Source organism: Pseudomonas sp. JS3066 (genome assembly GCF_036328175.1).
Classification (GTDB): Bacteria; Pseudomonadota; Gammaproteobacteria; order Pseudomonadales; family Pseudomonadaceae; genus Metapseudomonas.
The window spans coordinates 1136283-1159424 of record NZ_CP143312.1 but is presented as its reverse complement, the minus strand read 5'-3'; the positions used below and the strand labels follow the sequence as shown (position 1 = coordinate 1159424).

Sequence of the window (23142 nt, the reverse complement as noted above, 5' to 3'; positions counted from 1 at the left end):
ATCTCCTTGATGACTGTGCTTCCAGAAGCACGTTAATTGGCGGAAACTCAGGCTCTAAGCTAGTTACGCCAACCACTTCGGACAAATGAGGATTAATTCATTTGGATGAATTGGATTCATCCGTGGAGTTTTCATGTTTTCCAACCTGCCCCTGACCGCCCTGCGTACCTTCGAATCCGCCGCACGGCTTTCCAGCTTCAAGGCCGCTGCCGAGGAGCTGGCAGTGACGCCCACTGCGGTGTCCCACCAGATTCGCGGCCTGGAAAGCTGGCTGGGGGTACCGCTGTTCCAGCGCCTGCCGCGCAGCGTGCGCCTTACCGAATGTGGACAACGCCTGTTCGGCAGCCTTCACGGCGCCCTGCTGGAGGTCACCCAGACCCTCGACCAGCTACGTCCACAACGCAGCAGCGGCAACCTGACCCTATCCACCACACCGGCCTTCGCCGCGCTCTGGCTGATCCCGCGGCTCGGCCGCTTCTACGCCGAATACCCGGAAATAAGCGTGCGCCTGGACACCAGCAACAGCCTGATCGACCTGCACCAGGACGCCAGCGTCGATTTCGTGATCCGCTACGGCGTGGGTGAACACCCCAACCTGCACAGCCAGTGCCTGCTGGACGAATGCTTCGGCGTTTATGGATCACCTGCGCTGGTGAACGGGCTCGGCAGCGGCCTGCCAACACTGATCACTGTGCGCTGGCGCAACGCCCTGCTCTACGAACTGGGCTGGAAGGCCTGGTGCCAGGCCGCTGGCGAGGAACACCTGCTGGCAAGCGCACCGCAGCGGGAGTACGACGAGGAACACTACGCCTTGCAGGCAGCTATCGCAGGCCAGGGTCTGGTGCTGGCCAGCTCCATCCTGGTTTCGGAGAGCCTCGCCAGTGGCCTGCTGGTGCCATTCCGACCAGAAGTCAGCGTGACCGGCGCGGGTTACTCCACCCTTTGCGTGCCGGGCCGCGAACGCCACCCGCCGGTGAAGGCCTTTTTCGACTGGCTGAGTCGGGAGGTGGGATGATCCGGCCGACTGGCACACCTTGTAGGGGCGAACTTATTCGCCCCTACAAGATTGGTGCCCAGCGCCAACCGAACAAAATAATGAACACAACTTCTCCCTACCCTTCCCCGCGGCACGCCGCCACACCTTTGAATTTGCCTTCTATCGACCTGAACGGCTAATATTGCGTTCATTATGTTGAACACATCGCTTCACCCCTTCCACTTCGCCCGCCTCGCTTCCCGCGAGCGCCACTGGACCGGCGACCTGTAGCCCCTCCCCTCTCCTCATGCCGTGGAAGCGTCGGGTACGCCCCGCAATGCCATGGCCAGGATTTCCTGCAAACGCGTCATTCGCCTCCGGGCGAAGGGCTCTGCATGCCCAAGGGAGGGCACCATGCGTTCCTGGTTCTATCTGTTGGCCGCGATCCTTTTTGAAGTCGTCGGCACCACTTCAATGAAATTTTCCGCCGAACACGCCCCAGTGCTCGGCCACCTGTTGATGTACGGCCTGATCGGCCTGTCGTACTTCTTCCTCTCGCTGGCAATCAAGCGCGTGCCGGTCGGCGTGGCCTACGCCCTCTGGGAAGGCATCGGCATCGTGCTGATCACTCTCGTCAGCGTTACCTGGCTGGGCGAGAGCATCGGCCTGTACAAGGCGCTCGGCCTGACCGTGATGATTGTCGGCATCCTGCTGATCAAATGCGGCACCCGCGCCGCACCCGTGGCTCGCAGCCAGGAGGTGCTGGCATGAACGGCGTGACCTGGATTCATTTCGCCTGGCTCGGCGCCGCCATCGCCCTGGAGGTGCTGGCCAACGTACTGCTGAAGTATTCCGACGGTTTTCGTCGTCGGTTGCTGGGGGCCGCAGCGATTCTCTGCATCCTGCTGGCCTTCACGGCCCTGGCGCAGGCCGTACGCGGCATCGACTTGTCACTGGCCTATGCCATCTGGGGCGGCTTCGGCATTCTCGCCACCGTTGCGGTGGGCTGGACGCTGTTCGGCCAGCGCCTGGCCGGCCGTGGCTGGCTGGGATTGGGGTTGCTGCTGGTGGGGATGGCGTTGCTGAAACTGGCGTGAAGACTGGAATTTCCGGAAGACTGGCCCCGTCAGGTAAATCACGCGTCACAGATCCACCTTACGGGGCCAGGCCTGATCCGCAGCACCGTCGTTGGGTTTCGTTCCTCTACCCAACCTGCGACAACACCCAACCGTCGCACCTCCCAGAAATTCCGGGCAAAAAAATGGGCGACCATCTGGTCGCCCGCCCAATCATTCCGGGAGAGGAATGTCAGAAACGCTTGTGTCCGCATCACGCAAGATTCAGACAGGACCCTTTTTACGCTCCGATATCTCCCCGGACCATTCAACGATGGTCTAACTCTCTTCCTTGCCCAATCCGTGCAACTTCAGTTTGTTGGCAATGGTGGTATGGGACACCCCGAGCCGTTTGCCCAGCAGGCGGCTGCTCGGATGCTCTGCGTAGAGCCGTTCAAGCACCGCCTTCTCGAAGCGGCCAATGATCACGTCCAGCCCGCCGTCCAGGGAGAAATCACCCAACGGCTGCGGCGCGCCATAGTCCGGCAGGCGAATATGTTCGGGACGAACGGTGCCGCCGTCGCACAGGGAGACTGCCTGGAACAGCACGTTCTCCAACTGCCTCACGTTGCCCGGCCAGTGGTAGTGGCCGAGTTTGTCCAGCACCTGCGGCGCCAGTTTCGGCAGACTGCAGCCGATCTGCCGGCTGGCCGAATCGAGGAAGTGCTCCACCAGCGGCGGCAGGCCATCCAGGCACTCGCGCAGCGGAGGTATGTGCAGCGACAGCACGTTGAGGCGGTGGTAGAGGTCCTGGCGGAATTCGCCCTTGGCGCAGAGCTCGGACAGGTCCACCTGGGTGGCGCAGATCACCCGCACATCCAGATAAACCTCCTCATCGCTGCCCACCCGGCGGAAGCAGCCGTCCTGCAGGAAACGCAGGAGCTTGGCCTGAAGGCGCGGGCTCATCTCGCCGACTCCATCGAGGAACAGCGTGCCGCCGGCGGTGAGTTCCAGCAGGCCCAGCTTGCCCTCCGGCCGCGCACCCTCGAAGGCACCGGGGCCGTAACCGAACAACTCGGTCTCAGCCATGGATTCGGGCAGACCGGCGCAGTTCAGGGCCATGAACGGCGACTGCCCGCGGGGGCTGGCCAGGTGGCAGGCGCGCGCCAGCAGTTCCTTGCCGGTGCCGGTCTCGCCCTCGATCAGCAGCGGCGCATCCAGCGGAGCCATGCGCCGGGCCTCACGCACCACCGCAGCCATCACTCTCGAACTCTGGAAAATACTGTCGAAGCCACGCAGCTCGTGCTTGCGGACGTTGTAGATGCGCTCACCCACGCGGTCAGCGCGATGCAGGGTCAGCACCGCGCCGGCCAAGGCTTCGCTTTCGTCATGCTCGGACTGTAGCGGCGCAATATCGGCAAGGTAGGTGTCGCCCTTGACCTTGATGCGCAGCCCGTTGATCCGCGCCTTGTTGGCGCGTACCAGTTCCGGCAGGTCGAAATCCTCGACATAACGCGCCAGCGGGATTCCCGGCACCTCGTCCACGCGCACGCCGAGCAACTGGGCGGCCGCGCGATTGGCCGCGACGATGGAGCCGCCCATGTCGATGGACAGCACCGGGAAATCCAGCGCGCCCAGCAGCGCGTTCAGCTCCAGGTGACGCCGCTCGCTGGGCATCAGGCCCACGCGCTTGACGCCGAATACGCCGGGAATGGCTTCCAGCTTAGGTCGCAGCGATTGCAGCTGCAGGTTGATCATGTTCGGGCAGAGCAGGTAGATCGCGTTTCCCTGGTCGCCACCGACTTCGCCGCGATTGACGTTGATGCCGTAATCGACGAGCAGGTTGAGGATGTCACGCAGGATTCCCACGCGGTTCTGGCAATGGACTTTGATACGCATCAGGCACCCCTGGGTCGGGCATTTCCTTGGTTAGTCGACGAAAGAATCCGTTCTCGACCCTATTTTTCCGTCAAGAATATGTGACATATCGTCGCTCCGACAAGGCGACTCCTGGCGTTCCCGCCGCCACCGTAAAAATTTCCTTACGCTTTGACCGCACTACCTGGGGCTATGCAGGCCGCGCGCCTGCTGCGTTGCGGGCCCATCTGCGCTATCGATATGGCAACACAACAACGAAGCCCCATCCCCAGGAGGCCGAATGAAGACGACGCAGTACGTGGCCCGCGAACCCGATGCCAACGGTTTCATCCACTATCCGGAAACCGAGCATCAGGTATGGAACACCCTGATCACCCGCCAGTTGAAAGTGATCGAAGGCCGCGCATGTCAGGAATATTTCGACGGCATCGAGCAGCTCGGCCTGCCCCATGACCGCATCCCGCAACTGGGCGAGATCAACAAGGTGCTCCAGGCGACCACCGGTTGGAGCGTTGCCCGCGTCCCGGCGCTGATCCCCTTCCAGACCTTCTTCGAGCTGCTGGCCAGCCAGCAATTCCCGGTGGCCACCTTCATCCGCACGCCGGAAGAACTGGACTACCTGCAAGAGCCGGACATCTTCCACGAGATCTTTGGCCACTGCCCGCTGCTGACCAACCCCTGGTTCGCCGAATTCACCCACACCTACGGCAAGCTCGGCCTCAAGGCCACCAAGGAAGAACGCGTCTACCTCGCCCGCCTGTACTGGATGACCATCGAGTTCGGCCTGATGGACACCCCGCAGGGCCGACGCATCTATGGCGGCGGCATCCTCTCCTCACCAAAGGAGACGGTCTACGCTCTGTCGGGTGAGCCCGAGCACCAGGCTTTCGACCCGCTGGAATGCATGCGTACCCCTTACCGCATCGACATCCTGCAACCGTTGTACTTCGTGCTGCCGGATCTCAAGCGCCTGTTCGACCTGGCACACGAAGACATCATGGCGCTGGTGCACAAGGCAATGGGCATGGGCCTGCACGCACCGAAGTTCCCGCCGAAGCCGAAAGCCGCCTGATCTATTCGTAGGTTGGGCCACAAGGCCCAACATTCATCGTCTGGAAGTCCACTCGCTGGGCTTCGCTGCGCTCTGCGCCAACCTACAAACGAATGCTGGAGAACGACTATGACCGCCCTGTCCCAAGCCCATTGCGAAGCCTGCCGCGCCGATGCCCCGCTGGTGTCCGACGAAGAACTGGCCGAGCTGATCAAGCAGATCCCCGACTGGAACATCGAAGTGCGTGACGGCGTCATGCAGCTGGAGAAGGAATTCCGCTTCAAGAACTTCCGCTATGCCCTGGCCTTCACCAATGCCGTCGGCGCCATTGCCGAGGAAGAAGGTCACCACCCGGGGCTGCTGACCGAGTGGGGCAAGGTCACCGTGACCTGGTGGAGCCACGAGGCCAAGGGCCTGCACCGCAACGACTTCATCATGTCCGCCCGTACCGATCAGGTGGCGGCGAGCGCAGAGGGCCGTAAATGAGCCACTTCGCCAAGGTCGGCCGGGTGCCCGGCGATCCCATCCTCGGTCTGATGGATGCCTACCGCCTGGACCCCAACCCGGCCAAGCTCGACCTTGGCGTGGGCGTTTACAAGGACGCCCGTGGCCTGACGCCCATTCCCCGTGCGGTGAAGCTCGCTGAGCAGCGCCTGGTGGATATCGAAACCACCAAGACCTACGTCGGTGGCCACGGTGACGCGGTCTTCGGTCGCCTGCTGCTGGACCTGGTGCTAGGCACCGGCAACCCGCTGGAATCCGCTGGCCGCGCCGGCGCCACCCAGACGCCGGGCGGCACTGGCGCCCTGCGCCTGGCGGCGGAGTTCATCGCCAGCAACCTGCCTGGTCGCGGCGTATGGCTGAGCGATCCAACCTGGCCGATCCACGAAACCATCTTTGCCGGTGCCGGTATCGCGGTCCGTCACTATCCCTACGTGGATGCGGCCAATCGCCTCGACGTGAGCGCCATGCTCGCGGCCCTGGAGCAAGTGCCCAAGGGCGATGTGGTTTTGCTGCACGCCTGCTGCCACAACCCCACCGGTTTCGACCTTGCCCAGGACGATTGGCGCAAGGTGCTGGAAGTGGTCAAGGCGCGTGAATTGCTGCCGCTGATCGACTTCGCCTACCAGGGCTTCGGTGATGGCCTGGAGCAGGACGCCTGGGCCGTGCGCCTGTTCGCCGAGGCGCTGCCGGAACTGCTGGTCACCAGTTCCTGCTCGAAGAACTTCGGTCTCTACCGCGAACGCACCGGTGCGCTGATCGTCTGCGCCACCGATGCAGAAAAGCTGACCGACGTACGCAGCCAGCTGGCCTTCCTCGCCCGCAACCTCTGGTCCACCCCGCCCGCCCATGGCGCCGCGGTGGTCGCCACCATCCTTGGTGACGCTGCCCTAAAGGCACAGTGGGTGACGGAACTGGAAGCCATGCGCTCGCGCGTTGCCGACCTGCGTCGCGGGCTGGTGGAAGCCCTGCAGCCTTATGGCCTCGCAGAACGCTTCGCGCACATCGGCGAGCAACGCGGCATGTTCTCCTACACCGGTCTTTCGCCTGAGCAGGTGGCACGTCTGCGTGCGGAGTTCAGCGTGTACATGGTGAGCACCGGACGGGCCAACGTCGCCGGGCTGGACTTCAGCCGCATCGCCGACCTGGCCGCAGCCATCGCCAAGGTCTGCTGAGCCAAGCGTCACAGAACGCGTAGGAGCGAGGGGGACGCCTGGTTCTTGCTCGCGAAGGGTCCGCGAAGAATCATTCGCGAGCAAGCTCGCTCCTACAGCCGCTCCAATGAACCGCCCTACTCCGGCTGCTGGCCACCCATGCGCCGGCTGATGGCCTCTGCCGCCTGGTGCAGTCGTTCGGCGGCCGAGCCCTGGGTGTCGGCACGGAACACGCTGGCGGCGCCGACCACGGTGATCACGCCCGCCAGCTTGTTGCCAGTGGCGAACAGCGGCGCCGAAAGCGCGTTGACCCCTGGCATCAGCAGACCGTGCACCGGATGCATCCCGGTGGCGCGGATCTGTGCCATCTGCTCCTGCAATTCAGCGCTGCCGGGCGCGCCCGGCTGGGACATTTCCTCGTCACGCAGGAAGGCTGTTTCACCTTCCGGCAGATAGGTGTTGAACACCATGCCGGTGGACGAGCCCAGCAATGGCAGCACCGAGCCCACCTGGGTGACCAGGGTCACCGCGCGCAAAGCCTGTTCGACGTGGACCACGGTCGGCCCCTTGTTGCCCCACACGGCGAGGAAGCAGGTTTCGTTGAGCGCATCGCGCAACTCCACCAGATGTGGCATCGAGACTTTCACCACATCCAGCCGTCCGATGGCGGCCAGCCCAACCAGCAGCGCTTCGCGGCCAAGGCCATAGTGGTTGGTGGTGGCGTCCTGCTCGGCGAAACCGCTGGCGATCAGCGCTTGCAGGTAACGATGGACCTTGCTCGCCGGCATCCCGACGTGTTCGGCCAGTTTCGACAGCGAGGTGGCCGGCGCCAGCTCCGCCAGCCCCTTGAGGATGTCGGTGCCCACTTCCGCAGCCTGCACCTTCTGCCGGCGCGGTGCGCCTGCGCTGTCGTTGTCGTTCGTCATGTCCTGGCCTTGGTCGGAGTGGAGGGCGCTGTTATAGCTTGACCCCTTTTGCCTTTCAAATTACGTTATGCGTAATCAAATTACAAAAAACGTCGAGGTCGCCATGGTCTCCCCCACGCAGCTCACTTACCAATCCGGTTTCGATAACGAATTCAGCAGCGAAGCGCTGCCTGGCGCCCTGCCCGTTGGCCAGAACTCCCCGCAGAAAGTGCCCTACGGCCTTTATGCCGAACTGCTTTCCGGAACCGCCTTTACCGTTCCGCGCAGCGAAGCCCGGCGGACCTGGATGTACCGCATCAAGCCCTCGGCCAATCATCCGAAGTACCAGCGCCTGGAGCGCCAGATCGCTGGCAACCGCCTGGGTCCGGTGACGCCCAATCGCCTGCGCTGGAATCCGCAGGACATCCCCGCCGTTCCCACCGACTTCATCGACGGCCTGCTGACCATTGCAGCCACCGCCGATGCCGAACAGGCATCGGGCATCAGCGTGCACCTGTACTGCGCCAACATCTCGATGCAACGGGTGTTCTTCAATGCCGATGGCGAGCTGCTGATCGTTCCGGAACAAGGCCGACTGCGCATCGCCACCGAGCTGGGCCTGCTGGACGTGGAGCCGCTGGAAATCGCGGTAATCCCGCGTGGCATGAAGTTCCGTGTCGAACTGCTGGATGCCACCGCCCGTGGCTATATCAGCGAGAACCACGGCGCTGCGCTGCGCTTGCCGGATCTCGGCCCTATCGGCAGCAACGGCCTGGCCAACCCGCGCGACTTCCTCGCCCCGGTGGCCCACTACGAAGACAGCGACACGCCGGTCACCCTGGTGCAGAAGTTCCTCGGCGAACTCTGGGCCACCGAGCTCGACCACTCGCCCCTGGATGTGGTCGCCTGGCACGGCAACAACGTGCCCTACAAGTACGACCTGCGCCGCTTCAACACCATCGGTACCGTGAGTTACGACCATCCGGACCCATCGATTTTCACCGTGCTCACCTCGCCCAGTGACACCCACGGCCAGGCCAACATCGACTTCGTGATCTTCCCGCCGCGCTGGATGGTTGCCGAGAAGACCTTCCGTCCGCCGTGGTTCCACCGCAACCTGATGAACGAATTCATGGGCCTGATCCAGGGCGCCTACGACGCGAAAGCCGAAGGCTTCTCCCCAGGCGGTGCCTCCCTGCACAACTGCATGAGCGCCCACGGCCCGGACAACGCCACTACCACCGGTGCCATCGCCGCGGATCTGAAACCGCACAAGATCGACAACACCATGGCCTTCATGTTCGAGACCAGCCGCGTGCTGCGCCCCAGCCAGTACGCGCTGGAATGCCCGCAATTGCAGAGCGACTACGATGCATGCTGGGCCGGCATGGCCAAGACTTTCGACAAGGGCAGGATTTGATATGACCCAAGCAGACAACCGCCGTAGCTGGATCGCCTCCGCCAACGGCCACCCGGACTTCCCGCTGCAGAACCTGCCGCTCGGTATCTTCAGCCCGGCTGGCGCCTCGCCGCGCGCTGGCGTGGCCATCGGCGACGCCATCTTCGACCTCAAGGTCGCCGCTGATGCCGGCCTGTTCAGTGGTGAAGCGGCTGAAGCCGCGCTCTCCGCCAGCGGTGACAGCCTCAATGCCTTCTTCGCCCTCGGGGCCTCCGCCCGCCGCGCCCTGCGCACCCAGCTGCAAGACCTGCTGGCCGAAGGCAGCAGTGCCCGCGAGCGCCTGGAAGCCGTGGGCCAGGCGTTGCTGCCGTCCGCCGCCACGTGCCAGCTGCACCTGCCGGCCAGGGTTGGCGACTACACCGACTTCTACGTGGGCATCCACCACGCCAACAACGTCGGCCGCCTGTTCCGCCCGGACAACCCGCTGCTGCCCAACTACAAGTACGTGCCCATCGGCTACCACGGCCGTGCATCCACGGTGTGCGTCTCCGGTACCCCGGTGCGCCGCCCTGTCGGCCAGACCATGCCGCCGGGCCAGGAAGTACCGAGCTTTGGCCCCAGCAAGCGCCTGGACTACGAACTGGAACTGGGCATCTGGATCGGCCAGGGCAACGAGATGGGCGAGTCCATCGCCATCGCCGATGCCCAGCAGCACATCGCCGGCTACTGCCTGCTCAACGACTGGTCTGCCCGTGACGTGCAGGCCTGGGAATACCAGCCGCTCGGCCCCTTCCTGGCGAAGAACTTCGGCACCACAGTGTCGCCGTGGGTAGTCACAGCTGAAGCCCTGGAGCCCTTCCGCACAGCCCAGCCGGGGCGGCCGGAAGGTGATCCGCAACCGTTGCCCTACCTGCTGGACGAAGCGGACCAGGCCAAGGGCGCGTTCGATATCGAGCTGGAAGTGCTGATCCTCACCGCAGCCATGCGCGAGCAGGGCCTGGCGCCTCACCGACTGGCGCTGAGCAACACCCAGAACATGTACTGGACCGTGGCGCAGATGGTCGCCCACCACAGCGTAGGCGGCTGCAAGCTGCAAGCCGGCGATCTGTTCGGCTCCGGCACGCTCTCCGGTCCGCAACCCGAGGCCTTCGGCAGCCTGCTGGAGAGCACCTTCGGCGGCAAACAGGCCATCAGCCTGCCCAACGGCGAACAGCGCACCTTCCTGGAAGACGGGGATGAAGTGATTCTGCGTGCCCGTTGCCAGCGGGAGGGCTACCCCAGTATCGGCTTCGGCGAATGCCGTGGGGTATTGCTGGCGGCACGTTGAGATGAAAAAGGGGCAACCGATTGGTTGCCCCTTTCATGTTTAGCGATGGCTCTTGCCGTCGTTCTTGCTCGAAGACGCTTCAGCCCGATCACGGCCGCGGGCGTTGTGGTCGCCCGGCGTGGTCTCGGACACGGCGCGGGCGTTGGCCAGGCCGCGGCTGTCCTTGTCGCGGGCAACAGCGGACGTTGCATAGCCATGGCCATTGTCATCGTTGCGCAGGCTGCCGTAGCGGTTGCCCTTGTCCTCGCCATTGCGGGTCGCCTTGCCTGCATGATCGGCGCTCTTGCCGTAGCCGTGGCCCTTGCCGTCGTGGCTACCGGCATGACCGCCACCAACGCCGCCACCGAAGCCGCCGCCATGGCCACCGCCATGACCGCCACCGTTACCACCACCATTGCCGCCGCCGTTCCCGCCACCATTGCCGCGGGCATAGGCGGAGTCGACCAGGGATACGCCGCTTGGCAGCACGGTACTCGCCGCAAGGACCATCGCACAGGTGGCCGCGGCCAACAGGGTCTTCTTATTGATCAATTTGGAGCCTCCACAGGCTTCTTCACGATATGTGGTGAGACTCCGGGACCATGCGCCGGTTCAACTCCGGACGACGAGTGGAGGTCCCCTTCACAGCCAGGTTTCCGGGCTTTGAACCGGTTCATGTTTCGGCCTGCTCGCAGCAGCGGAATTTCTGCAATAGTTGCGGCACTCATCCCTGCATTCGCAGTCAATCAGCAAAGGGAAAAGCCCTTCATGGAGGCCACGGAAATGACCAGAACCCGCACCCTGATCGCCACCCTTGCCAGTATCGCCCTAATCACCAGCTCACCGGCCCTGCTCGCGGACCCGGGTAAAGGCAAGGGGCACGACAAGGGCCAGTCCAGTTCCCAAGGCAACAACTGGTCCGGCGGCCCGCAGGTGGATATCGGCGGCATCCGCATCATCCTCGACGACAACCGCGACTACTGGGGCCCAACCCAAGCCTTGCCTCCGGGCATCCAGAAGAACCTGGCGCGCGGCAAGCCGCTACCTCCGGGGATCGCCAAGAAACTCGACGGCCGACTGGTGAGCCGTCTACCGCACTACGAGGGCTACGACTGGGTCCGCGCCGGCACCGACCTGATCCTGGTCGCAGTGGCCACAGGGATCATCTATGAAGTGCTGCAGGACGTGATGGATTGACCCCCACAAGCCCCTCTTCCTGAAAGGGAGAGGGGTAATTCGCCCCCCCCGGAGCGAATTCATTCGCAAAATTCCCGCTAGCTTGTTTACCCCTCTGATTAAAAAGCCCCTCACACACTATCAACAGTGTCGATGGCCCCTATCGAGAGTGATCACTTTTTAATCAATGCCCCATCCGTAAAATTGGCTCCGTACCCGGTTTCCAGCCCCGTTGAGGAGCCCACGATCATGAAAACCCAAGCCTTCGCCGTCCTGTTCATCGCCGCCCTGAGCACCAGCGCTTTCGCCCTGCCGGCCGCTTACCAGCCGGTACTGGGTGAATCGAAGGACAGCTCCAGCATCCAGATCATCGAACCGGTGGCCGAGGGGGGTTCCGACCGCACCGGCGCCAACCGCATCGCTGAAGGTGGTTCGGATCGCACCCATGGCTTCCGCGTAGCTGAAGGCGGCTCCGACCGCACCAACGCCCTGCGCGTTGCCGAAGGTGGCGCCGACCGCGTGCCTCAAGCCCAGCGCATCAGCTGATCGCACCTACCTGCGTACAAAAAGCCCGGCAAATGCCGGGCTTTTCATTTGTGGGTATCCACCATCCCTCACCCCTACCCTCTCCCAGAGGGAGAGGGAGCCGCCCGCGCCCAGGCCAATCCGGGCACTTCCCTTTGGGAGCGAGTTCATTCGCGAACAGTCGGCTGCGGCGCGCTAAGTACGCTTGTTCAGCAACCGCGCCAGGCGGTCCCCGCCGAACTGGATCATCGTCACCAGCACCACCAGCAGAATGATCACGGTCAACATGATCTGCGTATCGAAACGCTGGTAGCCGTAGCGGTAGGCCAGGTCGCCGAGACCGCCCGCGCCGATGGCACCCGCCATGGCGGATGAGTTGATCATGGTCACCAGGGTGATGGTGAAGCCACCTACGATGCCCGGCCGCGCTTCCGGCAGCAGCACATTCCAGATGATGTGGCGCCGTTGGCAACCCATCGCCTGGGCCGCCTCAACCAGGCCGAAATCCACTTCCCGCAAGCTGACTTCGGCAATGCGTGCGAAGAACGGCGTAGCGGCGATGGTCAGCGGCACCACGGCAGCCCAGACGCCATAGCTGGTGCCGACGATCAGGCGGGTGAAGGGAATCAGCGCCACCATCAGGATCAGGAACGGGATCGAACGCAGCACGTTCACCACACTGCCCAGCGCACGGTTCAGCGTGCGGGCTTCGAAGATACCGCCGGGACCTGTGGTGACCAGCACCAGGGCTAGCGGTATTCCCACCAGGAACACGACCAGCGACGAAGCACCGATCATCAGCAGGGTGTCGAGGAAGCCCTGTAGCAGCCGGTCAAGCATGGGCGACATAGCCGAGCACCTCCGCCTTGTCCGCCAGGGGCCGCGCCCGCTCCAGCAGATCCAGCCCACCCTGCCCCGCCAGCGCCGCACTGAGCAGCAGATGGCCCTGGGCGCGCCCCTGGATGCGGTCGATACCGCCGTGCACCAGGCTCACACGCGTGCCGAGGGCCTGGGCGATGGCCAGCAGGTCCGGCTCACGGCCACTGGCGCCGGTGTAGTGCAGGTCCAGCAGCAGCGCGTTCGCGCCATCACCAGGCTGGTTGACCAGCCGCGCCAGCAAGTCGTCCGGCAAATCGTGACGCAGGGTGCCCAGCAGGGTGCGAGTGACATCGTGCTGCGGGTCACCGAACACCCGCCAGACCTCGCCCTGCTCCACCACCTGGCCGCGCTCCAGCACCACCACGCGGTCACAGATCTCGCGGATCACCGCCATCTCGTGGGTGATCAGTACGATGGTCAGCCCCAGCCGCTGGTTGATATCTCGCAGCAGGGCCAGGATGGCCTGAGTGCTTTCCGGGTCCAGCGCCGAAGTGGCTTCGTCGCAAAGCAGGATCTCCGGCTGATGCACCAGGGCACGGGCGATGCCAACGCGCTGCTTCTGCCCCCCGGAGAGTTGCGCCGGATAGGCATCGCGCTTGTCCGCGAGCCCTACCAGCTCCAGCAGTTCGCTGACCTTGCGCTCGATATCGGCCTTGGGCACGCCGGCAACTTTCAGCGGCAGCGCGACGTTCTGCCAGACAGTCTTGGCCGACATCAGGTTGAAGTGCTGGAAGATCATGCCGACCCGACGGCGCAGCAGCACGAGCTGCTTCTCGTCGAACTGGCCGATGTCTTCCTGGTCGATCACCACCTGGCCGCTGGTGGGCTTTTCCAGGCGGTTGAGGGTGCGGATCAACGACGACTTGCCCGCGCCGCTGCGGCCGATGATGCCGAACACTTCACCCCGACGGATCTCCAGGTCGATGCCCTGCAACGCCTGCACCGGCCCCTTGCTGCCCTGATAGGCCTTGCCCAACCCCTGCAGGCGGATATGCGGCAGGTCCAGGCTGATGTTGAGATTGAAACTGACCATATAGGGCCTCTCGTGATGCTGCTGTCTTTCCGTAGGAGCGAATTCATTCGCGATCAGGGCTTGCCCGGTAGCGCTTCGCGCTCCATTCGCGAATGAGTTCGCCCCTACAAGGATTCATCCTCGGACTCCAGGAGCGATCCCGGTGGTGCCAGGCAAGGCGCGAGGTTCGCGAAATTCATGAGCATGGTTCATCCATGTGATTGGATTTCGCGGTTCTCGCAACGCCGCATGGCGCCTCCGGGGACGTTCCCGTGCCTCATTCCCAGCCCGGTTGGTAGAGCTTGCCGTGTGCCTTATCCAGTGCAGCGCGCACCTGGGGCGAGTGCTGGTAGATGTCCACGAACTCGCCCAGGCGGCCGTCGTCCTGGTAGTCGGCCCGGGTGACGAACTGGATGATGTATTCCTTGTTTTCGATGCCGTCGAACAGCAGCGCACTGTTGGGATCGATGGTGCCGGCAAGTCGGATGTAGTGCGGGTAGCCCTGGGCCAGGTCGACGTCATCCAGGGCTCGCACCAACTGCACGGCTTCCAGTTCGATGATGTCGATCTTCTTCGGGTTCTCGACAATGTCGTCCAGCGTCGCCTTGTAGCCCACGCCTTCCTTGAGTTTCAGCAGCCCGGCCTTCTGCAGCAGTTGCAGGCCACGACCGCCGTTGATGGGGTCGTTGGCGATGGCCACCTTGGCTCCTTCCGGCAGGTCAGCTAGGCCCGCGTACTTCTTCGAGTAGAGGCCGACGTTGTTGATCACGCCGGGCGCGAAGGTCTTGAGCTGGAAGCCGCCCTCCTTCCTGGCGTTTTCCAGGAACGGCGTGTGTTGGAAGTAGTTCACGTCGATGTCGCCCGCGGCGAGGGTGATGTTCGGCGAGTTCCAGTCGGTGAACTCCACCAGCTCCACTTTCAGGCCTTTCTTCGCGGCCTCTTCCACCGCCACTTCCAGCGGCGGGGCGAAGGCGGCGGTGGTGCCGACCTTGAGTGTCTTGGAGTCGGCGGCATGGGCGATACCGGAGGCCAGCAGCAGGCCGAGGGTGAGGGTCTTGAGGAGGTGTTTGGGCATGTCTGTAGTCCTTGGACAGTGGAATTCAGTGTGTAGGAGCGAATTCATTCGCGAAGGAAGGCGCAGCCTTTCCCTGGGAATCCGGGGTCAGCCCTAGGGACCGATTCGCGAATGAGTTCGCTCCCACAGAAAAGGCGGTGCCGCGGTGGTCAGCCGGCAGCCGGTCACCCGCACCAAACAACTTCTGGCGCAACGTGCCTTCGGCATACTCCGTCTTGTAGGCGCCGCGTGCCTGAAGCTCCGGCACAACAAGATCGATGAAGTCGGCATAGCTTTCCGGGGTGACGATGCGGGTGAGGTTGAAACCGTCGAGGCCGGTCTCGTCCACCCAACTGAGCAGTTCATCGGCCACTTGTGTGGGCGAGCCCACCAGCAGGATGTAGCGCCCACCCAAGGCGTGCTGCTCCAGCAACTGGCGGCGCGTCAGGCTGTTGTCCTTGAGCTTGCTGGCGGCCGACTCGATGGCGTTGGTCTTCACGTAGGGGATCGGCTCATCCAGCCCGAAGCGGGAGAAGTCGATGCCCGTGGAGCTGGCGAAGTGCGCCACACCCGCCTCGGCACTGGCATGGGCCAGGTACTCGGCATGCTTGGCGCGTGCCTCGGCTTCCGTCGCGGCGACTATCACGCTGATGCCCATGAACACCTTCACCGACTGCGGATCACGGCCGGCGGCCTGGGCCGCCGCGCGTACCTTGTCCACCTGGGCACGGGTGGCGGCCTTGCTGTTGCCGCTGATGAACACGCACTCGGCATGCTCACCGGCAAAACGCAGCCCGCGAGTCGAGGCACCCGCCTGGAACAGCACCGGCGTGCGTTGCGGCGAGGGTTCGCAGAGGTGATAGCCCTCGACGTTGAAAAACTCACCTTCGTGACGAACCTTGTGCACCTTGTCCGCCTGGGCGTAGATGCGCCGCTGCCGGTCATTCAGCACGGCGCCCTCTTCCCAGCTGCCTTGCCAGAGCTTGTAGAGGACCTCCAGGTACTCGTCGGCCTGGTCATAGCGGCGGTCGTGCTCCACCTGCTGCGTCAGTCCCATGGCTCGGGCGGCGCTCTCCAGGTAGCCGGTGACGATGTTCCAGCCCACCCGGCCATCCGTGAGGTGGTCCAGCGTCGACATGCGCCGGGCGAACAGGTACGGCGCGTCGTAGCTGAGGTTCGCGGTCAGGCCGAAGCCGAGGTGGCGGGTCACGCCCGCCATGGCCGAGACCAGCAGCAGCGGATCGTTGACCGGAAGCTGGATGCTTTCCTTGAGGGTCAGGTCGACGTTGCCCTGGTAGACGTCGTAGACGCCGACGATGTCCGCCAGGAACAGGCCGTCGAACAATCCTCGCTCCAGCAACTGCGCCAGTTCGGTCCAGTAGGACAGCTTGCGATAGTCGGCCGAACGGTCGCGCGGGTGTGTCCAGAGCCCGTGATTGATATGCCCTACGCAATTCATGTTGAAGGCATTGAGGAGAATCTGCTTGCGCGCCATCAGATCGTCCCCCGGCGCGGTGGCAGTTTCTCGTTGAGATAGAAGTTGCCCACCGCGTGGTACTTCCAGCGCACCGGGTCGTGCAGCGTGTGCACGCGGGCGTTGCGCCAGTGGCGGTCGAGGTTGTGTTCGGCCAGGCTGGCGCGCGTGCCGGACAGCTCGAACAACTTGCTGCCGGCAGCCAGCGACACCTCGGTAGTCAGGGCACGGGCCTCGGCCACGCCAATGGACGCAGCCGCCACGCTGTCGGCGTCAGGTTGGGTGGTGGCGGCATCCAGCAGGCGGCCGGCGCGGTCGAGGATCGCTTCGGCAGCATGCAGGCGGATCGCCAGGCGGCCGAATTCCTGGATGGTCAGCGGATCGTCGCTGGCCTTGTCCACCCCCGAGTCGATCCAAGGTCGCGAGCGGGTACGCACGAACTCCAGTGCATCCTCATAGGCAGCGCGGGCGATGCCGGCGTCGATGGCGGCGTGCAGGATCTGCGCGAAGGGGCCGACGGTGGTAGGACGCTCGAAGGCATCCTGGAAGGACACCAGGTCCTCGGTGCGCACCGGCACGTTCTCGAACACCACCGAACCACTGCCGGTAGTGCGCTGGCCGAAGCCGGACCAGTCATCGATGACCGTCAGGCCGGGCGCGTTGCGCGGCACGAAGGCGAGGTACTGGTGCCCGTCCTCGGCCACCACCAGGGTGGGCACCCGGTCGGCATAGAGGGCGCCGGTGCAATAGAACTTGCGGCCATTGATGCGGTATCCCGCGCCTTCGCGGATCAGCCGGGTATTGCGGTCATTGGCGGTGCGCGTGCCGATTTCCGCCAGAGCGTTACCGAAGCGCTGGCCTGCCAGGGCTGCGGCGAACAGGCGCCGTTGCTGCGCCTTGCTGCCATTCACGCGGAGGACTTCCAGGGCGTAGAAATGGTTCTGCGGGATCTGCCCGAGGGAGGCGTCGGCGGCGCTGATGATGGCGATGACCCGGGCCAGGGTCACCCGCGATACACCAGCGCCACCGAATTCGCGCGGCACGCTGATGCCCCAGAGGCCGGAGCGGCTGAAGGCGTCGAGTTCCTCATGGGGCAGGCGACGGTCACGGTCACGCTCGGCGGCGCCGGGCTTGAATTCGGCGGCGATGCGGCGGGCCACGTCGATGGCCTCGGCATCGTCGCGAATGATGGCGACGCTGAAGGCCGGGGCGGGTTGCGGCAATGTCATGGAGAACTCCTCAAATCCAGGAATGACGGGCCGGCCGGGCACCGTTGAGATGCCAGGCTCCGACGGCCTGGACCTTCCAGCGCACCGGGTCGTGCAGTGTGTGGACGCGGGCGTTGCGCCAATGGCGGTCGAGGTTGAACTCGGCGAGGCTGGCGCGGCTGCCGGCCAGTTCGAAGAGCTTTTCGCTGGCGAGCAGGCTGATCTCCGTCGTCAGCACCTTGGCCTCGGCCACGGCGATGGAGGCGCGGGCGGCGGCCTCGTCATCGATCGGCCCGGCGGCCACTTCGTCGAGTACCTGGCCGGCGCGTTCCAGCAGGGCGTTGGCAGCATTCAGCTCGGTCTTCAGGCGGCCGACCTCGGCGATGGTGTAGAGCTCCTCGCTGGCGCGTTCGACGCCGGCATCCACCCAGGGCCGCGAGCGTTCGCGGATGAAGGCGATGGTGTCGTCGATGGCCGCCTCGGCGATACCGGCGTCGATGGCGGCCTGGATCAGTTGCGAAACTGCACCCTGGATGCTCGGCACTTCGGCCAGTCGGCTGTTGTGGAAAACCAGGTCGTCAGCGACGGGCGCCTGGTCCAGCAACACGGTGCCGCTGGCAGTGGTGCGCTGGCCGAATGCGGACCAGTCATCGACTATGCGCAATCCCGGCACACCGCGCTCCACGAGGCCGAGCACGCCGACGCCGTTGTCGTCGATGGCCTTGACTGCCACCCAATGGGCGAACAGCGCGCCAGTGGAATAGAACTTCTCGCCGCTGACCTTCAGGCCCTCGCCGGTACGGGTGACGCGAGCCTTGATCTCCAGGGTGTGTTTCGTATTGCGCTCGGGGCCGGCATTGGCCAGCCGGCGCCCCGCGAGGATGCCGCCGAAGACCTTGCGCTTTTGCGCTTCGCTGCCGACGTTCTCGACTACGTTGAGCAGGCCAAACTGGTTCTGCGGAATCTGCCCCAGGGCCGGGTCGGCGGCGCAGATGATGCGGAACACTTCGGCCAGGGTGACGTGGGACACCTCGGGCCCGCCGTATTGGCGTGGAATGCGAATGCCCCCCAGTCCCAGGCGGGTGAAGAGTTCCAGCTCGCGCCAGGGCAGCAGGCGGTCGCGGTCGCGTTGTGCGGCATTTTCCCTGGCCTGCCTCGCCACCTCGTGAGCGGCTTGCAGGGCCTGTGCATCGTTTTCGATCAGCGCCGCCGGGAGTAGTGACGGGGCTTCATCACGAAATGCGTTGTGGGCGGTTTCGTTTGTCATGCGGTATGGCCTTCAGCAATGGAGCGAGTCGGGTTTCCCTCACCCCAGCCCTCTCCCAAAGGGAGAGGGGGTCGTATCTGCGCCAGGGGAGGCAATGCGCGAGTCAGAACGCCGGGGCGATCTGGCCCTTGTAGCGGGTGACGATGAACTGGCGGACTTCCGGCGAGTTCAGGGCCTTGGCCAGCTTCTGCAGGCCGGGGTCCTGGAGGTTGTCCGGACGGGCGACGAGGAATTCGGCGTAGAGGTCCTTGCCCTTCTCGACGATCAGCGCGCTGTTGGTGTCGATGCCGGCTTCCAGGGCGTAGTTGGCGAAGACGAAGGCCAGGTCCACCTGGCTGACGGAACGGGCCAGCAGTGCGCCTTCCAGTTCACGGATCTTCAGCTTCTTGGGGTTTTCGGCGATGTCGCGCTGGGTGGCCAGGGTGTTGCTCGGGTCCTTGAGCTTGATCAACCCGGCCTCGTGCAGCAGCACCAGTGCGCGTCCGGTGTTCACGGGGTCGTTGGGAATGGCCACTGACGCGCCGTCCTTCAGCTCGTCGAGTTTCTTGATCCTGGTGGAGTACGCGCCGAAGGGTTCGATGTGAATGCCCACCACCGGTACCAGGTTGGTGTGACGGCTCTTGTTGAACTCATCGAGGAAGGGTCGGTACTGGTAATAGTTGGCGTCGAGATTCTTCTCGGCCAATTGCACGTTGGGCTGGATGAAGTCGGTGAAGACCTTGATGTCCAGGTCCACGCCTTCCTTGGCCAGGGTGGGTTTGATGAACTCGAGGATTTCCGCGTGGGGGACCGGGGTGGCGCCGACCACCAGCTTCTCGCCGGCTTGGGCAGAGAAGGCGACGACGGCGGCGAGAATGGCGATAGCCTTTTTCATTGCAAGTGCTCCTGGGCAGATTTGGATTGGCCGTCGTGGGGTCAACGTGGGGCCTTGGGTGGGCAGCGAAAGCCGGCTGCCCTGCGGCGGGATTTCAACGGCGGCTGTAGCGGATCACGAGACGGTCGCCGCTCGTCTGCAGCGCCTGCACCAGCAGGACCAACAGGGCCACGGTGACCACCATTACGTCGGTCTGGAATCGCTGGTAGCCGAAGCGGATGGCCAGGTCGCCCAACCCACCGCCACCGATCACACCGGCCATGGCGGTGTAGTCCACCAGCACGATGGCGGTGACGGTTACGGCGGCGATCAACCCGGTGCGGGCTTCCGGTAGCAAGGTGTGCCAGATGATCTGCCAGGTGCTGGCACCCATGGCCTGAGTAGCCTCCACCAGTCCGCGGTCCACTTCGCGCAGGGCGGTTTCCACCAGCCGCGCGAAGAACGGCGTGCAGCCGGCCACCAGCGGCGGAATGGCCCCGGCGACGCCGAGGGAGGTGCCGGTGAGCAGCGTGGTCAGCGGGATCATCACGATCAGCAGGATGATGAAAGGCAGCGAGCGCAGCGTGTTCACCACCGCCGAAGCGAAGCGATAGAAACCAGGCTTCTCATGCATCTGCTTCTTGCCGGTGAGGTAGAGCAGTACGCCCAGCGGCAGGCCGAGCAGCACGGTAAAACCAAGCGCCAGGGCGAGCATGGTCAGGGTGTCGATGCAGGCCTGGCCGATCTCAACCCAATCGAGGTTGGCGAGCAGTTCGTTCATTGCCCCACCTTCCTGCGCAATCGCGCGGCCGGATGCGGCTCGACAAGACGGTCACCTTGGCCGAACAGCTTGTGGCGCAGGCTGCCGTCTTCGTACTCGCGCTTGAACAGGCCACGGGCCTGAAGCTCCGGCACCAGCAGGTCGACGATATCCACAAAGGTTTCCGGCGCGACGATGCTGGACAGGTTGAAGCCGTCCACGTCGGTCTCTTCCACCCAGCCCTGCAGCTCATCGGCCACGGACTGCGGCGAACCCACCAGCAACGGGCCGTCACCGCCCAGGGCGCAGTAGTCGGCGATCTCGGCGGTGGTCCAGGTGCGGCTCGGGTCAGCGGCCGTGAAGGCATCCACCGCCGACTGGATGGCGTTGCTCTGGACCTGGCGCAGCACCTGGTCCGGCGCGTACGGGCCAAAGTCGATGCCGGTCCAGCCGGACATCAGCGTCAGGGCACCGTCATGGCTGGCGAACTCGCGGTACTCGCGCCACTTCGCCTGGGCCTCGGCATCGGTCCGCGCGACGATCACCGTGAGCTGGTTGAACACCTTGATGTCGCTGCCCTTGCGCCCGGCGTCTTCGGCCTGGCGGCGCAGGTCTGCCACCTGGTTGCGCAGGATGTGGCGGGTGGGCGCGGCGACGAACACGCACTCGGCATTACCGGCGGCGAAGGCCTTGCCCCGACTGGAAGCGCCGGCCTGGTAGAGCACCGGAGTGCGCTGCGGCGACGGCTCGCTGAGGTGGAAGCCGGGCACCTGGAAGTGCGCCCCCTCATGGGCAATCGGATGCACCTTCGTCGGGTCGGCATAGACACCGTGCTCGACGTCGGCGACCACTGCGTCCTCGTCCCAGCTGGCTTCCCAGAGCTTGTAGCAGACCTCCAGGTATTCCCCTGCCAGGGCATAACGCTGCTCATGATTGAGCTGCTGCTTGAGACCGATGTTGCGTGCGCCGCTCTCCAGGTAGGAGGTGACGATATTCCAGCCGGCACGACCGCCGGTGAGGTGATCCAGCGTGCTCATGCGCCGGGCGAACGGGTACGGGTGTTCGAAGGACACCGACGCGGTCACGCCGAAACCCAGGTGCCGGGTAGCGGCGGCCATTGCCGGCACCAGCAGCAGCGGGTCATTCACCGGCACCTGGGCGGCGGTGCGCAGCGCCTGCTCCGGTCCACCCTGGTAGACGTCGTAGACGCCCAGCACATCGGCGAGGAACAGGCCGTCGATCTTGCCGCGCTCCAGGGTTTGCGCCAGCTCGATCCAGTAGTGGATATCGGTGTAGCGCCGTGCCTGATCGCGCGGGTGGCGCCAGAGGCCGGGGGAAAGGTGGCCCACGGCGTTCATGGCAAAGGCGTTGAGGCGGATCTGCTTGCTCATGTCGCGCGCCTCAGGACCAGTCGTGACGCGGAGGCTTCACGCCGTTGAGCAGCCAGTTACCCACTACGTGGTACTTCCAGCGCACCGGGTCGTGCAGGGTATGCACGCGGGCATTTCGCCAGTGGCGATCATGGTTGTAGCGCGCCAGGGTGGATCGAGTGCCACCCAACTCGAACAGCTTGTTGGAGGCTTCGATGGCGACTTCGGTGGTCAGCACCTTGGCCTTGGCCACGGCTACCGAGGCGGCGGCCACATTGTCCTCGTCCGGTGCCGGGCGAGCGGCATCCATTACCTTGCCGGCACGCTCCAGCAGCGCTTCGGCGGCTTCCAGGCGAATCCCCAGGTTGCCCACCTGGATGATGGTCAGCGGGTCATCGCTGGCCTTCTCCACACCGGCATCGATCCACGGGCGCGCATGCTCACGGACGAAGGCGATGGTGTCGCGCAGGGCCGCACGGGCGATCCCGGCATCGATGGCAGCGGTGGTGATCTGGGCGAACGGGCCGGCCAGCGTCGGGCTCTCGTAGGAACGGTAGGTGGGGAACAGGTTAGTCGCCGGCACCCGCAGGTCCTGGGCCAGCACCGTGCCGCTGGAGGTGTTGCGCTGACCGATGCTGGACCAGTCGTCGACTATCACCAGCCCGTCGCTGCCACGCGGGACGAAAGCCAGCTGGGCCTTGTCGTCTTCGTCCACGGCCAGCACCGCCAGCCAGTGGGCGTAGAGCGAGCCGGTGCAGTAGCCCTTGCGACCGTTGATGACATGGGCATCACCGTCACGGCGGATGCGGGTCTGGATGTCCTGGACGTTCTTGCCGCCGGTTTCCGACAGGGCATTGGCGAAGCGGTTGCCCTTCAACGCCAGGCCGAAGAAGAGGCGCTTCTGTTCATAGGTGCCCTGCAGGCGAATGTCTTCCAGCAGGCAGTAGTGGTTCTGCGGGATCTGCCCGAGAGACGCATCGGCGGCCGAGATGATGGCGATCACCTCGGCCAGCGTGGCGTAGCTCACCTCGGCGCCGCCGAACACCTTGGGCACGGTAATGCCCCAGAGGCCGCTGTTGGAGAACACGTCCACGACTTCTGACGGAACCTGGCGAGTGCGATCGCGCTCGGCATCGCCCTCGAGCAGGAAGGCTGCAACGCGATGGGCCACTTCGATGGCTTGCGCATCGCTGCGAATGATCTGGGCGTCGGGGATACCAATGAGGTACTGGGCGGAAATCGGGGATTGCGACATGGGGCTCTCTGCACTGCTGTTTCGCCGCGAACAGTCGCGACCTTGCTTGCAGAGGGATAAAGCAGCACCCGTGCCAGTTTTGTT

23 protein-coding genes are annotated in these 23142 nt (G+C 64.4%); 10 read left to right on the top strand and 13 right to left on the bottom strand.

The genetic code is table 11. The annotated features are described in order from the left end of the window. Positions 1 to 133: 133 nt before the first annotated feature. From SA496_RS05510 to mdtI, 3 genes are all read left to right on the top strand, one after another. Positions 134 to 1015, top strand: coding sequence for a LysR substrate-binding domain-containing protein (locus SA496_RS05510; RefSeq protein WP_120652278.1), 882 nt, complete (start codon positions 134 to 136; stop codon positions 1013 to 1015). A 375-nt stretch (positions 1016 to 1390) separates the two neighbouring features. Next, positions 1391 to 1747 carry an SMR family transporter gene (locus SA496_RS05505; protein ID WP_330115137.1) on the top strand — a complete coding sequence of 119 codons (357 nt, stop codon included), beginning with the start codon at positions 1391 to 1393 and terminating at the stop codon, positions 1745 to 1747. Continuing rightward, complete coding sequence (gene mdtI, locus SA496_RS05500) at positions 1744 to 2073, top strand: multidrug/spermidine efflux SMR transporter subunit MdtI (protein WP_120652282.1); 330 nt, start codon at positions 1744 to 1746, stop codon at positions 2071 to 2073. Before SA496_RS05505 ends, mdtI begins: the two co-directional genes overlap by 4 nt. Before the next feature lie 297 nt (positions 2074 to 2370). Here mdtI and SA496_RS05495 read toward each other — a convergent pair whose 3' ends face one another. Continuing rightward, complete coding sequence (locus SA496_RS05495) at positions 2371 to 3930, bottom strand: sigma-54-dependent transcriptional regulator (RefSeq protein WP_120652283.1); 1560 nt, start codon at positions 3928 to 3930, stop codon at positions 2371 to 2373. Positions 3931 to 4189: 259 nt separating this feature from the next. On the opposite strand from SA496_RS05495, the gene phhA reads away from it, so the two are divergent. From phhA to SA496_RS05480, 3 genes are all read left to right on the top strand, one after another. Then, on the top strand, positions 4190 to 4981 hold the full coding sequence (gene phhA / locus SA496_RS05490; protein WP_120652285.1) for a phenylalanine 4-monooxygenase: 792 nt from the start codon (positions 4190 to 4192) through the stop codon (positions 4979 to 4981). Between the two features lie 108 nt (positions 4982 to 5089). Continuing rightward, positions 5090 to 5446: a 4a-hydroxytetrahydrobiopterin dehydratase gene (locus SA496_RS05485; RefSeq protein ID WP_120652287.1), complete on the top strand. Its 357-nt coding sequence runs from the start codon at positions 5090 to 5092 to the stop codon at positions 5444 to 5446. Next, the gene (locus SA496_RS05480) at positions 5443 to 6636 is read left to right on the top strand and encodes an amino acid aminotransferase (RefSeq protein ID WP_330115136.1); all 1194 of its coding nucleotides are present in this window, start codon (positions 5443 to 5445) and stop codon (positions 6634 to 6636) included. The genes SA496_RS05485 and SA496_RS05480 overlap by 4 nt, the downstream gene beginning before the upstream one ends. Positions 6637 to 6752: 116 nt before the next feature. On the opposite strand, the gene SA496_RS05475 is transcribed toward SA496_RS05480, so the two are convergent. Beyond that, a complete protein-coding gene (locus SA496_RS05475; protein WP_120652291.1) occupies positions 6753 to 7541 on the bottom strand; it encodes an IclR family transcriptional regulator in 789 nt (262 codons plus the stop codon). A gap of 103 nt (positions 7542 to 7644) precedes the next feature. Between SA496_RS05475 and hmgA the strand changes: the two genes are divergently transcribed. Continuing rightward, a complete protein-coding gene (gene hmgA / locus SA496_RS05470; RefSeq protein ID WP_153917746.1) occupies positions 7645 to 8940 on the top strand; it encodes a homogentisate 1,2-dioxygenase in 1296 nt (431 codons plus the stop codon). Position 8941: 1 nt separating this feature from the next. Continuing rightward, positions 8942 to 10246, top strand: a complete 1305-nt coding sequence (gene fahA / locus SA496_RS05465) for a fumarylacetoacetase (RefSeq protein ID WP_330115135.1) — start codon at positions 8942 to 8944, stop codon at positions 10244 to 10246. Positions 10247 to 10285: 39 nt separating this feature from the next. Here fahA and SA496_RS05460 read toward each other — a convergent pair whose 3' ends face one another. After that, positions 10286 to 10777 (bottom strand): hypothetical protein, encoded by a 492-nt coding sequence (locus SA496_RS05460; protein ID WP_256660996.1) that lies wholly within the window; start codon positions 10775 to 10777, stop codon positions 10286 to 10288. Positions 10778 to 11008: 231 nt separating this feature from the next. Here SA496_RS05460 and SA496_RS05455 point away from each other — a divergent pair, with 231 nt between their 5' ends. After that, the gene (locus tag SA496_RS05455) at positions 11009 to 11422 is read left to right on the top strand and encodes an anti-virulence regulator CigR family protein (RefSeq protein ID WP_120652297.1); all 414 of its coding nucleotides are present in this window, start codon (positions 11009 to 11011) and stop codon (positions 11420 to 11422) included. A gap of 228 nt (positions 11423 to 11650) precedes the next feature. Beyond that, positions 11651 to 11947, top strand: coding sequence for a hypothetical protein (locus SA496_RS05450; RefSeq protein WP_120652298.1), 297 nt, complete (start codon positions 11651 to 11653; stop codon positions 11945 to 11947). 174 nt (positions 11948 to 12121) lie between these two features. Here the strand turns inward: SA496_RS05450 and SA496_RS05445 are convergent, their stop codons facing one another. From SA496_RS05445 to SA496_RS05400, 10 genes are all read right to left on the bottom strand, one after another. Beyond that, positions 12122 to 12775 carry a methionine ABC transporter permease gene (locus tag SA496_RS05445; protein WP_153917742.1) on the bottom strand — a complete coding sequence of 218 codons (654 nt, stop codon included), beginning with the start codon at positions 12773 to 12775 and terminating at the stop codon, positions 12122 to 12124. Continuing rightward, a complete protein-coding gene (locus SA496_RS05440; protein ID WP_120652303.1) occupies positions 12759 to 13838 on the bottom strand; it encodes a methionine ABC transporter ATP-binding protein in 1080 nt (359 codons plus the stop codon). The genes SA496_RS05445 and SA496_RS05440 overlap by 17 nt, the downstream gene beginning before the upstream one ends. Before the next feature lie 256 nt (positions 13839 to 14094). Continuing rightward, entirely contained in the window at positions 14095 to 14892 is a 798-nt protein-coding gene (locus tag SA496_RS05435) for a MetQ/NlpA family ABC transporter substrate-binding protein (RefSeq protein ID WP_153917740.1), read from the bottom strand. A 25-nt stretch (positions 14893 to 14917) separates the two neighbouring features. After that, on the bottom strand, positions 14918 to 16366 hold the full coding sequence (locus tag SA496_RS05430; RefSeq protein ID WP_330115134.1) for an LLM class flavin-dependent oxidoreductase: 1449 nt from the start codon (positions 16364 to 16366) through the stop codon (positions 14918 to 14920). After that, complete coding sequence (locus tag SA496_RS05425) at positions 16366 to 17574, bottom strand: SfnB family sulfur acquisition oxidoreductase (protein ID WP_153917735.1); 1209 nt, start codon at positions 17572 to 17574, stop codon at positions 16366 to 16368. The genes SA496_RS05430 and SA496_RS05425 overlap by 1 nt, the downstream gene beginning before the upstream one ends. Positions 17575 to 17584: 10 nt before the next feature. Then, on the bottom strand, positions 17585 to 18820 hold the full coding sequence (locus tag SA496_RS05420) for an SfnB family sulfur acquisition oxidoreductase (RefSeq protein ID WP_330115133.1): 1236 nt from the start codon (positions 18818 to 18820) through the stop codon (positions 17585 to 17587). A gap of 103 nt (positions 18821 to 18923) precedes the next feature. Next, a complete protein-coding gene (locus SA496_RS05415) occupies positions 18924 to 19694 on the bottom strand; it encodes a MetQ/NlpA family ABC transporter substrate-binding protein (RefSeq protein ID WP_120652312.1) in 771 nt (256 codons plus the stop codon). Between the two features lie 94 nt (positions 19695 to 19788). Continuing rightward, entirely contained in the window at positions 19789 to 20454 is a 666-nt protein-coding gene (locus tag SA496_RS05410) for a methionine ABC transporter permease (protein ID WP_120652314.1), read from the bottom strand. Then, positions 20451 to 21824 (bottom strand): LLM class flavin-dependent oxidoreductase, encoded by a 1374-nt coding sequence (locus SA496_RS05405; RefSeq protein WP_330115132.1) that lies wholly within the window; start codon positions 21822 to 21824, stop codon positions 20451 to 20453. Before SA496_RS05405 ends, SA496_RS05410 begins: the two co-directional genes overlap by 4 nt. A gap of 10 nt (positions 21825 to 21834) precedes the next feature. Beyond that, positions 21835 to 23058, bottom strand: coding sequence for an SfnB family sulfur acquisition oxidoreductase (locus tag SA496_RS05400; RefSeq protein ID WP_120652317.1), 1224 nt, complete (start codon positions 23056 to 23058; stop codon positions 21835 to 21837). Positions 23059 to 23142: the final 84 nt, after the last annotated feature.